Origin of the sequence: Kytococcus aerolatus, assembly GCF_900187395.1 — a bacterium.
GTDB classification, from domain to species: domain Bacteria; phylum Actinomycetota; class Actinomycetes; order Actinomycetales; family Dermatophilaceae; genus Kytococcus; species Kytococcus aerolatus.
The window spans coordinates 453,500-468,472 of the sequence record NZ_FYEZ01000001.1 but is presented as its reverse complement, the minus strand read 5'-3'; the positions used below and the strand labels follow the sequence as shown (position 1 = coordinate 468,472).

Annotated in this window: 11 protein-coding genes; 7 read left to right on the top strand and 4 right to left on the bottom strand. The window is 68.0% G+C overall.

Annotated elements, in window-relative coordinates; all coding sequences use genetic code 11:
- Positions 1 to 24: 24 nt before the first annotated feature.
- The 4 genes from CFT82_RS02145 (at position 25) to CFT82_RS02130 (ending at position 6,305) form a co-directional block, all read left to right on the top strand.
- Positions 25 to 2,649 (top strand): Z1 domain-containing protein, encoded by a 2,625-nt coding sequence (locus CFT82_RS02145; RefSeq protein ID WP_159461823.1) that lies wholly within the window; start codon positions 25 to 27, stop codon positions 2,647 to 2,649.
- A 2-nt stretch (positions 2,650 to 2,651) separates the two neighbouring features.
- Positions 2,652 to 3,644 (top strand): PD-(D/E)XK motif protein, encoded by a 993-nt coding sequence (locus CFT82_RS02140; RefSeq protein ID WP_159461822.1) that lies wholly within the window; start codon positions 2,652 to 2,654, stop codon positions 3,642 to 3,644.
- Positions 3,645 to 3,840: 196 nt separating this feature from the next.
- A complete protein-coding gene (locus CFT82_RS11400; RefSeq protein ID WP_143469452.1) occupies positions 3,841 to 5,427 on the top strand; it encodes a hypothetical protein in 1,587 nt (528 codons plus the stop codon).
- Between the two features lie 254 nt (positions 5,428 to 5,681).
- Positions 5,682 to 6,305 (top strand): hypothetical protein, encoded by a 624-nt coding sequence (locus CFT82_RS02130; RefSeq protein WP_088817439.1) that lies wholly within the window; start codon positions 5,682 to 5,684, stop codon positions 6,303 to 6,305.
- Positions 6,306 to 7,140: 835 nt separating this feature from the next.
- Here CFT82_RS02130 and CFT82_RS02120 read toward each other — a convergent pair.
- Complete coding sequence (locus tag CFT82_RS02120) at positions 7,141 to 7,899, bottom strand: zinc metalloprotease (protein ID WP_234994233.1); 759 nt, start codon at positions 7,897 to 7,899, stop codon at positions 7,141 to 7,143.
- A 28-nt stretch (positions 7,900 to 7,927) separates the two neighbouring features.
- Positions 7,928 to 8,662: a hypothetical protein gene (locus CFT82_RS11640; RefSeq protein WP_088817437.1), complete on the bottom strand. Its 735-nt coding sequence runs from the start codon at positions 8,660 to 8,662 to the stop codon at positions 7,928 to 7,930.
- A 115-nt stretch (positions 8,663 to 8,777) separates the two neighbouring features.
- Here CFT82_RS11640 and CFT82_RS02110 point away from each other — a divergent pair, with 115 nt between their 5' ends.
- Positions 8,778 to 9,377 carry a hypothetical protein gene (locus tag CFT82_RS02110; RefSeq protein ID WP_088817436.1) on the top strand — a complete coding sequence of 200 codons (600 nt, stop codon included), beginning with the start codon at positions 8,778 to 8,780 and terminating at the stop codon, positions 9,375 to 9,377.
- Between the two features lie 61 nt (positions 9,378 to 9,438).
- Here the strand turns inward: CFT82_RS02110 and CFT82_RS02105 are convergent, their stop codons facing one another.
- Together CFT82_RS02105 and CFT82_RS02100 are read right to left on the bottom strand one after the other, a co-directional pair.
- Positions 9,439 to 10,722 (bottom strand): Nramp family divalent metal transporter, encoded by a 1,284-nt coding sequence (locus CFT82_RS02105; RefSeq protein ID WP_088817435.1) that lies wholly within the window; start codon positions 10,720 to 10,722, stop codon positions 9,439 to 9,441.
- Between the two features lie 105 nt (positions 10,723 to 10,827).
- Entirely contained in the window at positions 10,828 to 11,418 is a 591-nt protein-coding gene (locus tag CFT82_RS02100) for a TetR/AcrR family transcriptional regulator (RefSeq protein WP_088817434.1), read from the bottom strand.
- 108 nt (positions 11,419 to 11,526) lie between these two features.
- Here CFT82_RS02100 and CFT82_RS02095 point away from each other — a divergent pair, with 108 nt between their 5' ends.
- Together CFT82_RS02095 and betA are read left to right on the top strand one after the other, a co-directional pair.
- The gene (locus CFT82_RS02095) at positions 11,527 to 13,017 is read left to right on the top strand and encodes an aldehyde dehydrogenase family protein (RefSeq protein WP_088817433.1); all 1,491 of its coding nucleotides are present in this window, start codon (positions 11,527 to 11,529) and stop codon (positions 13,015 to 13,017) included.
- Positions 13,018 to 13,088: 71 nt separating this feature from the next.
- The gene (gene betA, locus CFT82_RS02090; protein ID WP_088817432.1) at positions 13,089 to 14,843 is read left to right on the top strand and encodes a choline dehydrogenase; all 1,755 of its coding nucleotides are present in this window, start codon (positions 13,089 to 13,091) and stop codon (positions 14,841 to 14,843) included.
- Positions 14,844 to 14,973: the final 130 nt, after the last annotated feature.

The following is a 14,973-nucleotide window of genomic DNA, read 5'->3' as shown; positions in this document are numbered from 1 at the left end:
GCCACATCGCCATCGAGGAGGGTCATGGAGACGAACTACGACGACCAAGCCGTTGAAGAGGTCTTCATGCAGTTGAGGGCGATGGTCCACGGCGGGCAGTCCGTGGAGACCGCCTTGGGCTGGATGAGCTTCGTCCCGCAGGAGGTGAAGGAAGCCGCCCGTGCGCGCTACCTCCAAGCGCGGGAGGCTGTCATCTCGATCCCTGATCCAGGGGCGGTTCTGCGTCGGCAAGAGGGGTTCGACTGGTACGTGCCGTCAGAAAGTGACAATTTCTTCCATGCGCTGATGGAGAGGTTGCGGGACAATGGGATGCCAAGGTCGGCGCTGGAGGAAATTGATCAGAGTTCAACCCGCATCATCAACGACCTGCGGCCGCCGGGGGAAGACTCCTTCAATACGCGGGGGCTGGTTCTTGGTCACGTTCAGAGTGGCAAGACCACCAGTTTCATGGCGGTCGCGGCCAAGGCGGCCGATGTCGGTTATCGGTTCATTATCGTTCTCTCGGGCATCACGAACTCGCTGCGAAAGCAGACTCAGGAGCGACTCGAACGGGATCTTGTCGGGCAGGGTGCGCAGCGGAATCTCTGGTATGTGGTGACGACCGCGGATGACGACTTCCGGCGCGAGAGGAATGCGGGGACCATCTTGGGGAACCCGGACCACCGGATCTTGGCGGTGGTGAAAAAGAACCCCACGACATTGAAGAATTTGCTCCAGTGGCTTCGGGACGCTGGGCAGGATGCTCAGGCGTGCCCCATTTTGGTGATCGATGACGAGGCGGACCAAGCCTCCATCAATATTGCGCGCAATGAGCACGTTTCGCGCATCAATGATCAGATTCGTCAGATCCTAGCTTTCCCCAAGGCGGCGTATGTCGCCTACACGGCCACCCCGTTTGCGAATCTTCTGATCGACGCATCGGTGAAGGATGACCTGTATCCGCGAGACTTCGTGCGCTCCCTGCGCCCGGGTGAGGGGTACTTTGGGCCGGAGCAGTTGTTCGGTAGGGCGCTGCTGGACCACGAGGACGGCGAGTCTTCGGATGGTATGGACGTGATCCGCAGCGTGTCCTCTGCCGAGGCGGACGGTGTGCGGCCGCCTCGGGGTACGCGACCTGAGCAGTGGGAGCCGGACGTGCCTGCATCGCTTCGTGCTGCTTTCATCTGGTTCCTCGTGGCCACCGCGGCCCGTCGCGTGAGGAGGCAGGCGAGCAAGCACTCGTCCATGCTGGTGCACACGAGTATGAACACCGGCGTTCAGGAAATGATAGCGGAGGAGCTGGACCGCCTGCTTGAGGGATTCCGAAAGCGCTGGAGTGCCGAGGATGATGACCTCCGAGAGGCGGTGCGATCCCTGTGGGAGGAGGAAACCGGCCGTCTGCCCTTGGAGGATCCGGTGGCTTGGGAGGAGATCGAGGGGGCGATCGGCGATGTTCTGTCTCTGTGCACTGTGGTCGTTGACAACTACCGATCAGACCGCCGTTTGGCGTACTCCGAGGAGGAGCCCGCGGTGATGATTGCGGTGGGAGGGAACACCCTCGCGCGGGGTTTGACCCTAGAAGGGCTCGTCGTCAGTTACTTCGTGCGGGCATCGACCACCTACGACACGTTGTTGCAGATGGGGCGTTGGTTCGGGTATCGGAGCGGATACTCCGATCTCGTGAGGATCTGGATGACGGATGAGTTGGCGGGGTGGTTCCGCGATCTGGCCCTCGTCGAGGCCGAGATTAGGGAAAGAATTCATGACTTGGCGGTGGAGGGAAAGACCCCACTGCAGTTGCCGGTCGCGATTCGCACGCATCCGGCGATGAGTGTCACCTCCGCTGCCAGGATGCGCAGCGCGGTGCACGCGAGCTTGAGCTACTCCGGGCAGCGGGAACAGACGATCCTTTTCGAGGTTGACGATGTGGATCTGCTCCGGAAGAACTGGCAGGCGGCCGAGGACTTGGTCCAGGCAGCGCGGCACATCTCCTCGACGACGGAGGACGAGTGCCCGCAAGGGCCAGCGCAGATTCTTCTGCGGGACGTCCCCGCGGGCCTAGTTCGGGATTTCTTGGAGTCGTACGACTTCTATACGGGAGCACGTCGACTCCGGCCCGAGCCGTTGCTGAAGTACATCCAGGAGGCGGGGGCTGACCTCGGGAAGTGGGACGTCTTCCTGATGGGCCGCCGCACCGGACCCTCCGCAAGTTTCGCGGGGCAGGAGATCACGCTCATCACTCGTACACGGTTGGAGCCCAGCGAACCCGGGGTGGCGGACATCAAGGTACTCGTGGGTTCTCACGACCGAGCAATCGGACTGCCCCCGGAGTTGATGCAGCGTCTGACTGGTGCGACCCCGTTGTCGGATCGACGAATCCTCGAGGAGAGGGACAAGATCGGGGCGAATCCCATGGTCGGTCTCTATCCAATCGCGCGGACATCGACCCCTCCGGAGTCCGACCCGGTGGACGACACCGGCGGTCGGCGGCGTCGTCGTCGACCTCTTGACGCGGTGCACGACGTGATGGGGGTCGCCCTCTTCTTCCCCACCTCCAAGCGTGTGTCGAACGCTGTGAGCTATGTCGCGGCGCCGGTACCCGAGGACGAGCTCTACCAGGCCGACTACGAGGCGGCGTGGGACGAGGTCACTGCCACGGAAGGAGCATGAGCATGGACAGGGTCTCGACAGCGGTGATCTTTCGTGAGGTTGCGCTCGTCAGGGCGCAGGAGCTCGGGTCGCAGCAGGCAAACCTGCATGTGCGCAGGGTTGTTGAAGGCGAGGGCGGTCCGGAGATCTTTGTCGGTTACGACGCGGAGGGCAGGCGTGTGCTGTACGTCGAGATGCCCTTGGTGCCCAACTGTGGTGTCCTCTGGCGTTCCAGTGGGCTCATCGTCGAGGGGCACGACACGCCGGCTCTCATCGTGCGCCATGACTCAGACCGTGGTGAGGCACAGTTCGCGCTCTTGTGTGACCAACTGCGTGAGGATCTCGAGGGCTCCCCGGCAGAGTCCGTCGAATCGGTCGTTCTCACCACGATCCAGGAGTGGGCGACACTGTTCGGTCGTGAGGCTCACGAGATATCCCCGGAAGGTGTCCTGGGGTTGCTGGGGGAGTTGCTGACCCTTCGTGAACTCGTCGGTGCGCTCGGGGCGTCTGCTGCCCTCGCGATGTGGACGGGGCCGGATCGAATGCGTCATGACTTCGTGGGATCCACCGGAGCGCTGGAGGTCAAGACACTCGCGGCGGAGGACGGTCTGAAGGTGACTTTCCACGGCCTGCGGCAACTCGTTGAACCCAAGAAGGGGGGCCTCCACCTGGTTGTCCACCAACTGGAACGTACGCCGCAGGGTGAGTTGACTCTGAGCGGTGTGATCGCAGATCTTCCGCAAGTCGTCAGGAATGATGAAAGGTTGCGTCTGGCCTTGGCGATGGCAGGGTGTGAACCCGACGCGCCCGAGCAAGCGGACCGCTTGCGCTTCTCCCACCGCTCATCCCGTGTTCTCGCTGTGGACGCAGAGTTTCCTAGGATTTCTCCTGACACGCTGTCGCGTCCGGAGTGGGCGGATTCGCTCATGGCCGTCAGGTACACGGTTGATGTGTCTGCCGTCCCCCCGGTGAACACTGCACTGGAAAACCTCATCGAGGCGCATGATGTCGACTGAGTCCCCTCACCTCTACAGCGAGCCGTACCAAGCCAGTGGAAATATCGACGCTAGAGCGGCAACCAAGACCTTGGGGCGGCCCAACCTGCCGCATTGGCACGTATTTCTGCGTGAGACGATCCAGAACAGTTGGGACGCTCGACTGGGGGGCGCTGTGGATTTTCGTGTCGACGCCCGGACTCTGGGGGCTGCTCACATGTCGGGGCTGCATCAGTTCTTCTCCAGTACCCCGCCGCAGTCGGCCTTCGAGGGCGACCTCTCCTTGGATGAATTCCTCCACACCCAGTGTGGCACCGTACTGGTGGTCAGTGACAGGGGGACCTCCGGGTTGGGAGGGCCCACGCGTGCTGACGTGCAGACCGGGAAAGAATCGAACTTCGTCGACTTCGTCAGAAACATCGGTCGGGACGCGGCGAAGGCGATTGGGGGGGGAACGTACGGTTTCGGGAAGGGGATTCTGTGGTCTTCAAGCACTTGCCGGACAGTCCTCGTGTATTCGAGGGCGCAGGGTGAGCAAGGACTGGAGTCCCGCCTGATCGGCGTCACTCTTTCCGGCAGTTACACCCAGGGCGGAAAGCGGTACACGGGGCGTCACTGGTGGGGGGTTGCTGATCCCGCGACGGGGGCTGAGCCGTTCGTGGAAAGTGAAGCGGATGAATGGGCAGAACGGGTTGGTTTCCTCCCGTTCGAGGCCGGTGAGACGGGTACGTCCCTCATGGTCTTGGGGCCAGTGCAGGATGAAGACGCCTCGTCATTGGCCGACATCGTGGAGAGCATCCGTGACGCGATTCTTTGGTGGTGCTGGCCACATGCTGTGGATGGAACAATTCGTGTCGTTGTGACCCACGAAGGGAAGTCGGTGGCTGTACCGGACCCACGACACCATCCCATCGTGGGGGTGTATTGCGAGGCGTACGAGCGAGCCACGGGGGACGAGCCGGTGGGGTGGCCGTGGTACCGAACTGCCATTGCAGGTCGCCGAGGTCTCGGTTCCTTGGGAACTCTCGCCTGGCGGGCCAAGCGTCGCGTTGGCTCCTCAGGGGGATGGGTGCCGGAGGGGGGCGCGGAGTGCCATGTCGCCTTGATGCGCCGGCCTCGTTTCATTGTCAAGTACAGGGCTGTGGAGCCACTGCCGGATGGGAGCGGCAACCTGGGCGTGTTCGTTGCGGACGACGAGAGGGACGCGGACTTCGCGGCCGCGGAACCCGTGGCTCACGATGACTGGTCGCCAGCGGTGATGGGGGTGGCGAAAGGGGAGCAGAACGCGGTGCGCGTCGCATTCCGACGAATGACCGAGGAGATCGCTGATGCAGTCCGAGCAGCCGCCCCACCCAGCCGAGAAGCCGAGCATTCCTCGGTCGTCAACCAACTCGCAGGAGCGCTCGGTAGTCACATTGGATTGGGTGTGGACGCCAGCAGTCAGCCCCTGACTTCGGGTTCAGCGCGATCCGCAACGGGTGGGCCGCGTTCCCCTCGTCAGTTGTCCGTCGACCCAGCCGGGTCCCTGAAGTTGATCGACGGGGTGATGGCAGCCGAGTTCACGCTCATCGTACGTTCGGCGAGTGAGGGGGATGCGGTAGTAGTGACTCCGCGGTTCGTGCTGGACGGAGGTGGTGTGGACAAACAGGTCACTCCTTCCTTGGTCGGTGTCGTGCTCAACGGCAGTCGCGTGGAATCCGGTCAGTGGAGCCGTCTTGAGGTGCCGGAGGGCGACTCCGTCGTGACGGTCGAGGTCGGAACCATGCCTCTCAGGGGAGTGACTATCGAAGCGGGGTGGTGCTGATGGCCAAAGCGGTGGTGCCTGGGTTCCTTCTTGCCGGGAGCAATGTCACCGGCGGTCCTTGGTCGGTGTTGGCGGGTGGGCGTGATGTGTCCGGTGCTGCGCAGGTCGAGGGGTGGGATCCATCAATCGACCTGATGGTGAGTCGGCCGCTCGAGGTGGATCTTCCGGGATTGTTGGCCGCTACGGGACAGGGCCAGGGTGCACGCTTCAGAAGTGTGTTGATGTGGCATGCCACGGGGTCAGGGCTGCGAGGCGTGAGCGAGTCCGTCCCGGCAGTCGATGGTGTGGTTCATCTTCAGTTGGATCTCGAGGGGGCGGTCCTTGGGGGGACGCTCACCGTGGAGTCGGTTGTCATCCTCGACCTTCCCGACCCGGGGCATCCCTTGGCTGCGACTGCTGCGGGGGTGGTGGTCTGGCGCGAACAGACCTCATACACGCTGGAGGGCGACGGGAACCGGCTGCAGACGCAACAGCTTTCATTCAGTGAACAGGGCTTGGGCCTCCCGGCGGCGGCATGGCGTCTCCACGTCGAGGAGGAAGCGGGGTTGGATGACCTCGCAGGAGCTCAGGTGTTCCTCTACCTGAACAGTGATCACCCCCGGTTGACCTCCCTGCTCGAAGGTGACGCGCCCGATCCCCTTCTCCTCAGCGCCCTGAGGCTGGAGATGGAACGGCGGTTGGTCGAGGCAGCGCTGGATCGTTTCGAGGAGTTGGAGACTCGGTCGACGTATGACGAGGGCAGTTTCGGGGAGGCGCTTGACCGTGCTCTCAAGCGCAACTTCCCGGGCCAGTCGCCGGCTGAGATCGCGGCGCAGAGGGACCGCGACCGTGGATGGTTCGAGATGACGCTCCAAGCACGTACGAGGTTCTTGGCATGACTTTCGCCGCGTATCCCCGGCTCGATGCTTGGGGCGCGAATCGCCTTCTGGAGCAGTTGAGACCGCTGGGCGTCGAGGAGCTGGCCCGGCGTGCGGAGACTTCCCATCCCCGTACTCACTTCCAACCGACAGCTCTCTCCCGTAAGAGTGACGAAGACCTGCGAGATCTTCGCCAGCAGGCACTCGCGCTTGTGGCGGGTCTACCAGCCACAAGGGAAGGCTTCCGTGCCTTTGACGCTCGTATGGGCCGTCTCATGGGTTCCTTGGTCGATTTGTCACCGGCGGAAGGCGGGCGCCCTGAGGTGTGGAACCACATGTCCTTGGTTCTGCTTCCGGATCTCACGCTCTGGCGGTGGCGCTCCTCCGGCGATGGATCCCTGCACCGGGACCGTCTGTTGGGGGGACCTCGTAACGCACTTCGGCGGCTGTGGTGGCGGAACCTTCTCCTCGGGGAGGAGCTGGTGGACTTCCTCTCCGAGGACGAGCTCGTCGGGATCACTGAGAGGCCGGGAAGTTTGGGATCCTGCCCGCTGGTTGCCAGAGCCTTCGCGGAGGTTCTTCGGAGCCAAGTGGCAGCGGGTCACGTGCCTGCCGGCATGCGCGAGGCCGTGAGTCGTGCATACGCGCGCGCGGCCCTGAGGCGTGGTGCGGTTCTGGCACTTCCCGCCATGGCGGAGAAGCAACTCGAGTCCGTCTTCCGGGGGGCCATCCGAGAGGCCACACTCGAGGTCTTGGGTCCGGCGTCGTCCAGAGCGGGGGGCTCGTACAGGTTGTGAAAGCGCGAAGCCCCGCCCCGCATCGCTGCGGGACGGGGCCTGTCGGCGTGTGAATCGGCTCAGGCGCGGTAGGCCCCCCACTGGGCCTTCATGCGGTCCACCTGACCGGGGGTGAAGTGGTCCATGCAGTCGTCGTGCGAGTAGTCCATGAAGTTGCGGACCGGGTCCAGGCCGGGGGCGGTGCAGGAGTCCTGGCCCTCGGGGCAGCCGCTGGCCGGCTGGGCCTCGGCCGGGGTGTCGGCCACGTAGTCGCCGTCGGCGCAGCCGCCCTGGAAGGTGTGGTAGAGCCCCATCCAGTGGCCCACCTCGTGGGTGCCGGTGTCGCCCAGGTTGTACGGGGCGGCCGAGCCGCCGGGCAGGGACTCGTTGAGCACCTGGATCTGCTGGTCGATCTGCGACTGGGTCACCGCACCGTTGCCGGGGGAGTCGGTGATCACGTGGAAGTAGACGTCCACCACGACCGGGCTGGTGGTCACCCGGGTGCCGGGCTTGCCCTTGCCGTTCCCCTTGCCCTGCTCGGCGTTGGCAGAGCGCAGCGCGCCGTCCTTCCCGCGGGCCAGGCCCTTGGCGGCCAGCGCCTTGTCGAGGGCGGCCTCCTGGGCCCGGGCCTGGCGCGGGGTGATCGTGTTGGGGTCGAGGTTCTTGTCCGCACCGGGGTGCAGGCGGGCGTTGGCGGCCGGGGTCTCGCAGTCCTCTGCGGCGGCTGATGCGTGACAGTGGAACGGCAGGAGCCCCTCGCGCCAGCGCGCGAGAGGCTCCTTGACCGATTCCGGGGGGAAAAGGTGACCTCGTCGTGATCTCCGGACCCGGCAGGTCACAACCAGGGGGCGAGGGAGATCACCACTCTCAGTTCCACGGCCCGCGCTGGTCGTGACGCAGATCCGTCGGCGCGTACGGGTCCTGGCCGTACCCGCCCGGCGCCGACTGCTCCGGCGCGGGAGGCGCCGGCGGAGGGCCGGGGTTGTGCTGCGGACCCGGGGGCGGTCCGTAGCCCCCGCCCGGCTGGCTGGGGTAGCTCGGGCCAACCGGCATCCCCGGTCCGCCGGGTCCACCCCCGTGCCACTGCCGGGCCTGCTCCTCCCGCCGCGTCCGGTTGCCGCCGACCACCCAGAGCACGATCCCCAGGACCAGCCCCAGGAAGGCCAGACCACCGAGGAGGACACCGCCGAGCATCTTCATGCCCATCGTGGCCCACTCCATGTCGTCCACGGGTTCCGACAGGGTGACCTCGGCGGCGCCGGTGCAGGTGAACTGGTACTCACCGGACTCCTCGACGTCCAGGGCGCCCACCAGCGTGGTCTCCGGGTCCTCGAAGATCGTGTTCTCCTCCGACGGGGTCAGGTCCACCGTCCCGGTCGGCCCGGAGGCCGAGCAGGAGGCGTCGGCCCCCTCGCCGTCCGCGGTGAGTACGTGGGTGTCCCCGGCCTGCAGGGTCTCGGTGAGGGAGCCCTCCACCACCGGGCCGCCGTACACCCGGGAGTCGATGTCCATGGCGTGCTGGATCGACCACCCGCACAGCACCAGGGCGACGATGCCACCCAGCACCGAGAGCGCGGTCAGGATCTTGCCGAAGGTCTTCACTGCCTTCCCTTCCTCGAGGTCTTCTCTGGGGCGCAGTCTGCGGGACACCCCGGCACTCACCCCTGCCACCAGGGGTGGAGCCCACCGGGCCGTGGTCGGACGGCAGACTGTCCGCATGGCCCTGGACCCCAACTCGATGACCCCGCAGGAGTACCTCGCCCACCTCAACGCCGAGGCCGAGCGACGCAGCCGGGAGCAGGCGGCCGAGCTGCTCGCCGCCCGGGGGATGGTGCGGGGGGACGAGCCCGTGGCCCAGCACCAGCCGCCGCCCTCGCACGAGGCTGCCGGTCCGGCCGTCCGCGCGTCGGCCCCGTCCCCGGACCGGGTGGACACGACCACGTCGGTCGACACCACCGTCGACGCCTCCCGGTCGGGCACGGTCACCTCCCCGACGGTCTCCCGCGCCGCCGGGGACAGCGGACCCAACTGGACCGGACGGATCGTGTGGGGCGCGATCGCCGCCGGCGTGGGCGTCGTCTGGCCCGCCGTCGGCCAGCTCCTGGCCGGCAACTGGGTGACCTTCTTCGCGCTGCTCTTCGCCGGGGACGTCGTCGAGGGCTGGGTCCGTGACCTGGCCGTCGACCTCCAGCTCGACCTCGGTGGTCAGGACCCCTGGCAGCTGGTCGTCTACCTCCTGGCCGCCCGGGCCTTCCTCAGCGTGCTGACCTGGAAGCACGAGCCCGACGAGTCCGACGAGTCCGTCGGCCAGGAGTGACGCCGGAGGACGAAGGGGCCGGTCTGTACCTGCAGCCCGGCCCCTTCACCTCGTGCGGGGATCACAGCCCCAGCAGCCCGCCGATCTTCGGGGCCAGCTCGACCACCTGCTGCACCGCCAGGTAGGCGAACAGGGCGGTGCACACCAGCAGCGCCAGGTTGCTCAGCGGGCCGTTGCGCCACCCGCGCGGCACTCGGTCGGAGTTGAGGATCCACAGCAGCGTGACCGACATGAAGGGCATGAAGAAGGCACCCAGCACGCCGTAGGCCAGGATCAGCCAGATCGGCTTGCCGAGGAACATCATGAGCATCGGCGGGAAGGTCAGCCACAGCACGTAGGCGGTGTACCAGCGCCCGCCCGCCTGCCGGTCGGGGTGGTCCTCCGGCTTGCCCAGGGCGTCCCCGGCGAAGTCCGCGAACATCATCGAGACGCCGTTCCACACGCCGATGAGCGAGGACATCGCCGCCGCCCAGAAGCCCATCAGGAAGAGCGTGCCCACGGCCTCGCCGTACCGGTCGGCCAGCACCGTGGAGAGCTGGAGCAGGCCCTTGTCGCCACTCTCGACGGCCTGGTTCGAGGAGTACAGGAGCTCCGCGCCGACGATGAGCGTGGCCGTCACGAAGAGGCCGGTCACCACGTAGGCCACCGTGTTGTCCACCCGCATGAGGCGCATGTGGCGCTTCGTGGTCCAGCCCTTCTCCCGGATCCAGTAGCCGTAGGCCGCCACCGTGATCGTGCCGCCCACGCCGCCGGCGACCGAGAGCAGGTTCACCAGACCGCCCTGGGGGATGGTCGGGACCAGGCCGCGCAGCAGCTCGGGGATGTTCGGCAGGGTGAAGGCCGCCGCGGTCACCATGACCACGAACATCAGCCCGACCAGGGCCGCGCAGATTTTCTCGAAGACGTCGTAGCGGCTCAGCAGCACCAGGGCCATGCCCGTCAGCCCGGAGAGGATGCCCCACCAGGTGACCGACAGTGCGGGGAAGAGGGAGTGCAGGGGGAGCCCGGTGCCCGCCATGGCCGCCGAGCCGTAGACGAAGCCCCAGATGACGATGTACGGCGCGAAGTACCAGCTCGTCCACCGGCCCAGGCTGCGCCAGCCCTCGTAGATCGTGTTGCCGGTGGCGAGCGTGTACCGGCCCGCCCCCTCCACGAGGGCGATCTTCAGCAGGCAGCCGACCACGACCGCCCAGAGCAGGGCGTAGCCGAACTTCTGGCCGGCCACCACGGTGGCCACGAGGTCGGCGGCACCGACACCGGTGGCCGCGACGACCAGGCCGGGGCCGACGAGGGAGAACCCGCCGATCTGACGATCGTCGGTGGACGGGGGAGAGGCAGTGCTCATGGGGCCTCCGGGGTCGGGGACGCGAGGGGTGGCCGTCGGGGATCGACAGCAGGGTTGTGGGGCGAATCACACCACGCCGACGGGGGGCCTGACGAGCTCAGCGGTTCACGCGCCGGTGCCGGGCGCGGCGTCGACGAGGGACTCCGCCGTGGCGCGCCCCGCGGCGATCGCCTGCTCGGACGGTCCGCGGAGCATCAGCGCGAGCATGCCCTCGTAGGCCACCTCGACGTGCCCGGCCAGCCGCTGGGCGCGTGCCGGGTCGTCGGGGTGCAGCGCCGTGGCGGCCTGCGCCAGCCGGGTGCGCAGCCGGTCCCGGTCGGCTGCCAGGACGCGGGCCACCGCCGGGGCGGGATCGGGCTGCGCCGAGGCCGTGGCGTGGAAGGAGCACCACCGCTCCTCGAGCCGGTTGTGGTGGTAGTCCTCCATGGCCGCGAACACCGAGAGCAGCTGGTCCCGGGGGGAGTCGCCGGCCGCTGCCCAGTGGCGGTCCCACACCCCGGACCACACCTCGAGCCGCCGCTCGAGCGCCTCCGCCAGCAACCCGTCCTTGTTGCCGAAGTGCGCGTACAGGCTGGCGGCCGAGGCACCGGCCTCCTTGAGCAGCACGTCGACGGGGGTGCTCACCGAGCCGTCGACGAACATGAGGCGGGTCGCGGCATCGAGGAGGCGCTCACGCACCGGCACCTTGGCGGACATCCCCGCATCCTAGGACAGTGAAACGTGCGTTACAGTGAAACGCACGTTACTGCTCCTCGGGTGTGCCCTCGGGGAGCTCCACTCGCCCCCCCGACCCAGGAGGAACCCATGTCCGAGCTGTTCATCGACGGACGGTGGGAGCCCGCGGAATCCGGCGCCACCCGAGAGATCGTCTGCCCGGCCGACCAGTCCCACGTGGGCACCGTCGCCGAGGCCGGCGCGGCCGACGCCGAGCGCGCCATCGCCGCCGCCCGGCGGGCCTTCGACGCCGGCGACTGGTCGACCCGCCCCACCCCCGAGCGGGCCCAGCTGGTGGCCGATCTCGCCGACGCCCTCGAGGCCGAGAAGGAGGAGGTCGCCCGCGCCGAGACCCTCGACACCGGCAAGCGCCTCGTCGAGGCCCGCATCGACATGGACGACATCATCGGCGTCTTCCGGCACTTCGCCCGGCTCGGCCAGCAGGAGGCCGGCCGCGTCGTGGACACCGGCATGCCCGACGTCCAGTCGAAGGTGGTCACCGAGCCGGTCGGCGTCTGCTCCCTCATCACGCCGTGGAACTTCCCGCTCCTGCAGACCGCCTGGAAGGTCGCCCCCGCGCTCGTGGCCGGCAACACCTTCGTGCTCAAGCCCAGCGAGCTGACCCCGCACACCGCCGTGTGGCTGCTGCGCACCCTCGAGCGCCTCGGCATGCCGGCCGGGGTCGGCAACCTCGTCCTCGGCCCCGGTGACCCGGTGGGCGCGGTGATGACCGAGCACGAGGAGGTCGACCTGGTCTCCTTCACCGGTGGCCTGCACACCGGCCGCCGCATCATGGCCGCCGCCGCCGGCACCGTGAAGAAGGTCGCCCTGGAGCTGGGCGGCAAGAACCCCTTCGTCCTCTTCGCCGACGCCGACCTCGACGCGGCGATCGACAACGCCCTCACCGCGATCTTCCTCGACTCCGGCCAGGTCTGCTCCGCCGGCAGCCGCCTGCTGGTCGAGGAGTCCGTCCACGACCAGGTGGTCTCCGAGCTCGTGCGCCGTGCCGGCCGCATCCGCCTCGGCGGCCCCTTCGACGAGGACGCCGAGACCGGCCCGCTCATCAGCGAGACCCACCGCGAGAAGGTCCACGCCTACGTGCAGTCCGCCGTGGCCGAGGGTGCGCAGCTGCTCTGCGGTGGCGAGATCCCCGGCGGCGAGCTCGCGGGGGGCTGGCACTACCCGCCGACCATCCTCGACGGCTGCCGCACCGACATGGAGTGCGTGCAGACCGAGAGCTTCGGCCCGGTGCTCACCGTGGAGACCTTCTCCGGCAGCACCCGGGAGGAGGCCGAGGACGCGGCTGTGGCGCTCGCCAACGACACCATCTACGGGCTGGCCGGGGCCGTCTGGACCGAGAACGCCGGGCGCGCCACCCGCGTCGCCGCCCGCCTGCGCCACGGCACGGTCTGGATCAACGACTTCCACCCCTACGTGCCGCAGGCCGAGTGGGGCGGCATGAAGCAGTCCGGCGTCGGCCGGGAGCTCGGCATCGCCGGCCTGGGGGAGTACGTGGAAACCAAGCACGTCTGGCACAACACCCGCCCGGCCCGCGCCGACTGGTTCGCCGACCGCGGCTGACCCGACCCGAGGGTGGCGCACCCCGCGCCCACGCACCCCGACAACAGCTCGCACGACCGAAGGAGACGACCATGAAGAAGCGCTACGACTACGTCATCGTCGGCGGTGGCTCCGCCGGCTCCGTCCTGGCCAACCGCCTGTCCACCGACCCCTCCACCAGCGTCCTGGTGCTCGAGGCCGGCCGCGCCGACTTCGTCTGGGACCCGCTGATCCAGATGCCGGCCGCCCTGGTCTTCCCCAGCGGCAACCCGCTCTACGACTGGGCCTACGAGTCCGAGCCCGAGCCGCACATGGGGGGCCGCCGGGTGAAGCACGCCCGCGGCAAGGTGCTGGGCGGTTCGTCCTCCATCAACGGCATGATCTTCCAGCGCGGCAACGCCGGCGACTACGCCAAGTGGGCGCAGAACGAGGGCATGGAGCACTGGGACTACGCCCACGCCCTGCCCTACTTCAAGCGCATGGAGACCTGCCTGTCCGGTGCCGACGCCTGGCGCGGTGGGACCGGCCCGCTGGAGCTCGAGCGCGGCCCCGCCAGCTCCCCGCTCTTCCAGGCCTTCTTCGAGGCCACCCAGCAGGCCGGCTACCCCCGCACCGACGACGTCAACGGGTACCGCCAGGAGGGCTTCGCCCCCTTCGACCGCAACGTGCGCCACGGCAGCCGTCTCTCGGCCTCCCGCGCCTACCTGTGGCCCATCCGGAAGCGGAAGAACCTCCACGTGCGCACCCTCAGCCACGTCACCCAGCTGCGCTGGGAGGGCAACCGCGTGACCGGCGTCGACTTCGTCCGCGGCCCCCGCCGCACCCCCCACTCGGTCGAGGCCGGCGAGGTCATCCTCTGCGGTGGCGCGTTCAACACCCCGCAGGTCCTCCAGCTCTCCGGGGTCGGCAACCCCGAGACGCTGCAGGCCGCCGGGGTCACCCCGCGCGTCGACCTGCCCGGCGTCGGCGAGAACCTGCAGGACCACCTCGAGGTCTACCTCCAGCACACCTGCACCCAGCCGGTGTCCATGGCCCCGTGGCTGGACATGAAGAAGGCCCCCTTCATCGGTGCGGCCTGGCTCTTCGGCAACCGCGGGCCCGGCGCCACCAACCACTTCGAGGCCGGTGGCTTCATCCGCACCAGCGACCGGGTGGACTACCCGAACCTCATGTTCCACTTCCTGCCCATCGCGGTGCGCTACGACGGCACCGCCTCCGGCGGGGACCACGGCTATCAGGTGCACATCGGGCCGATGAACTCCGACGTGCGCGGCGACCTGCGCATCCGCAGCACCGACCCCTTCGAGCACCCGGCCATCCGGTTCAACTACCTCTCCACCGAGAACGACCGCCGCGAGTGGGTGGAGGTCATCCGCGCCGCCCGCCACATCCTCTCCCAGCCGGCCTTCGCCCCCTTCAACGGCGGCGAGATCTCGCCCGGCCCTTCGGTCCAGACCGACGAGGAGATCCTCGACTGGGTGGCCCAGGACGCCGAGACCGCGCTGCACCCCAGCTGCACGGCCAAGATGGGCCGCGACCGGATGAGCGTCGTGGACCCCGACACCATGGCCGTGCACGGCACCGAGGGCCTGCGCGTGGTGGATGCCTCGGTGTTCCCGTCCATCACCAACGGCAACATCTACGCCCCGGTGATGATGGTCGCCGAGAAGGCCGCCGACCTCATCGCGGGCAACACACCGCTCGCGCCGGAGCACCCGCCGGTGTACCGCGCCAACGCCGGGATGCCGCTCTACCCGCAGGGCGACCCGCGCAACGAGGCCTGGGACGCCCGGGCGAACGTCCCGACGGCCGAGGAGGCCGTGCGGGCCGGCGGCACCACCGCCTGAGCCCCCCCACACCGCCGAGGCGGGGACCACCCGGTCCCCGCCTCGGCGCACGTCGCCCCCGACATCCCGAGGGGTGCTCCGCAGCCCCCGTTCCCATCACCACCCTGCACCCGGGCCACCCGCGCACCGG

Bases quoted from the DNA above. Each gene is read 5' to 3' on its own strand.
- CFT82_RS02145 (WP_159461823.1), top strand. From the start codon at position 25: ATGGAGACGAACTACGACGACCAAGCCGTTGAAGAGGTCTTCATGCAG.
- CFT82_RS02140 (WP_159461822.1), top strand. From the start codon at position 2,652: ATGGACAGGGTCTCGACAGCGGTGATCTTTCGTGAGGTTGCGCTCGTC.
- CFT82_RS11400 (WP_143469452.1), top strand. From the start codon at position 3,841: ATGTCGGGGCTGCATCAGTTCTTCTCCAGTACCCCGCCGCAGTCGGCC.
- CFT82_RS02110 (WP_088817436.1), top strand. From the start codon at position 8,778: ATGGCCCTGGACCCCAACTCGATGACCCCGCAGGAGTACCTCGCCCAC.
- CFT82_RS02105 (WP_088817435.1), bottom strand. From the start codon at position 10,722: ATGAGCACTGCCTCTCCCCCGTCCACCGACGATCGTCAGATCGGCGGG.
- CFT82_RS02100 (WP_088817434.1), bottom strand. From the start codon at position 11,418: ATGTCCGCCAAGGTGCCGGTGCGTGAGCGCCTCCTCGATGCCGCGACC.
- CFT82_RS02095 (WP_088817433.1), top strand. From the start codon at position 11,527: ATGTCCGAGCTGTTCATCGACGGACGGTGGGAGCCCGCGGAATCCGGC.
- betA (WP_088817432.1), top strand. From the start codon at position 13,089: ATGAAGAAGCGCTACGACTACGTCATCGTCGGCGGTGGCTCCGCCGGC.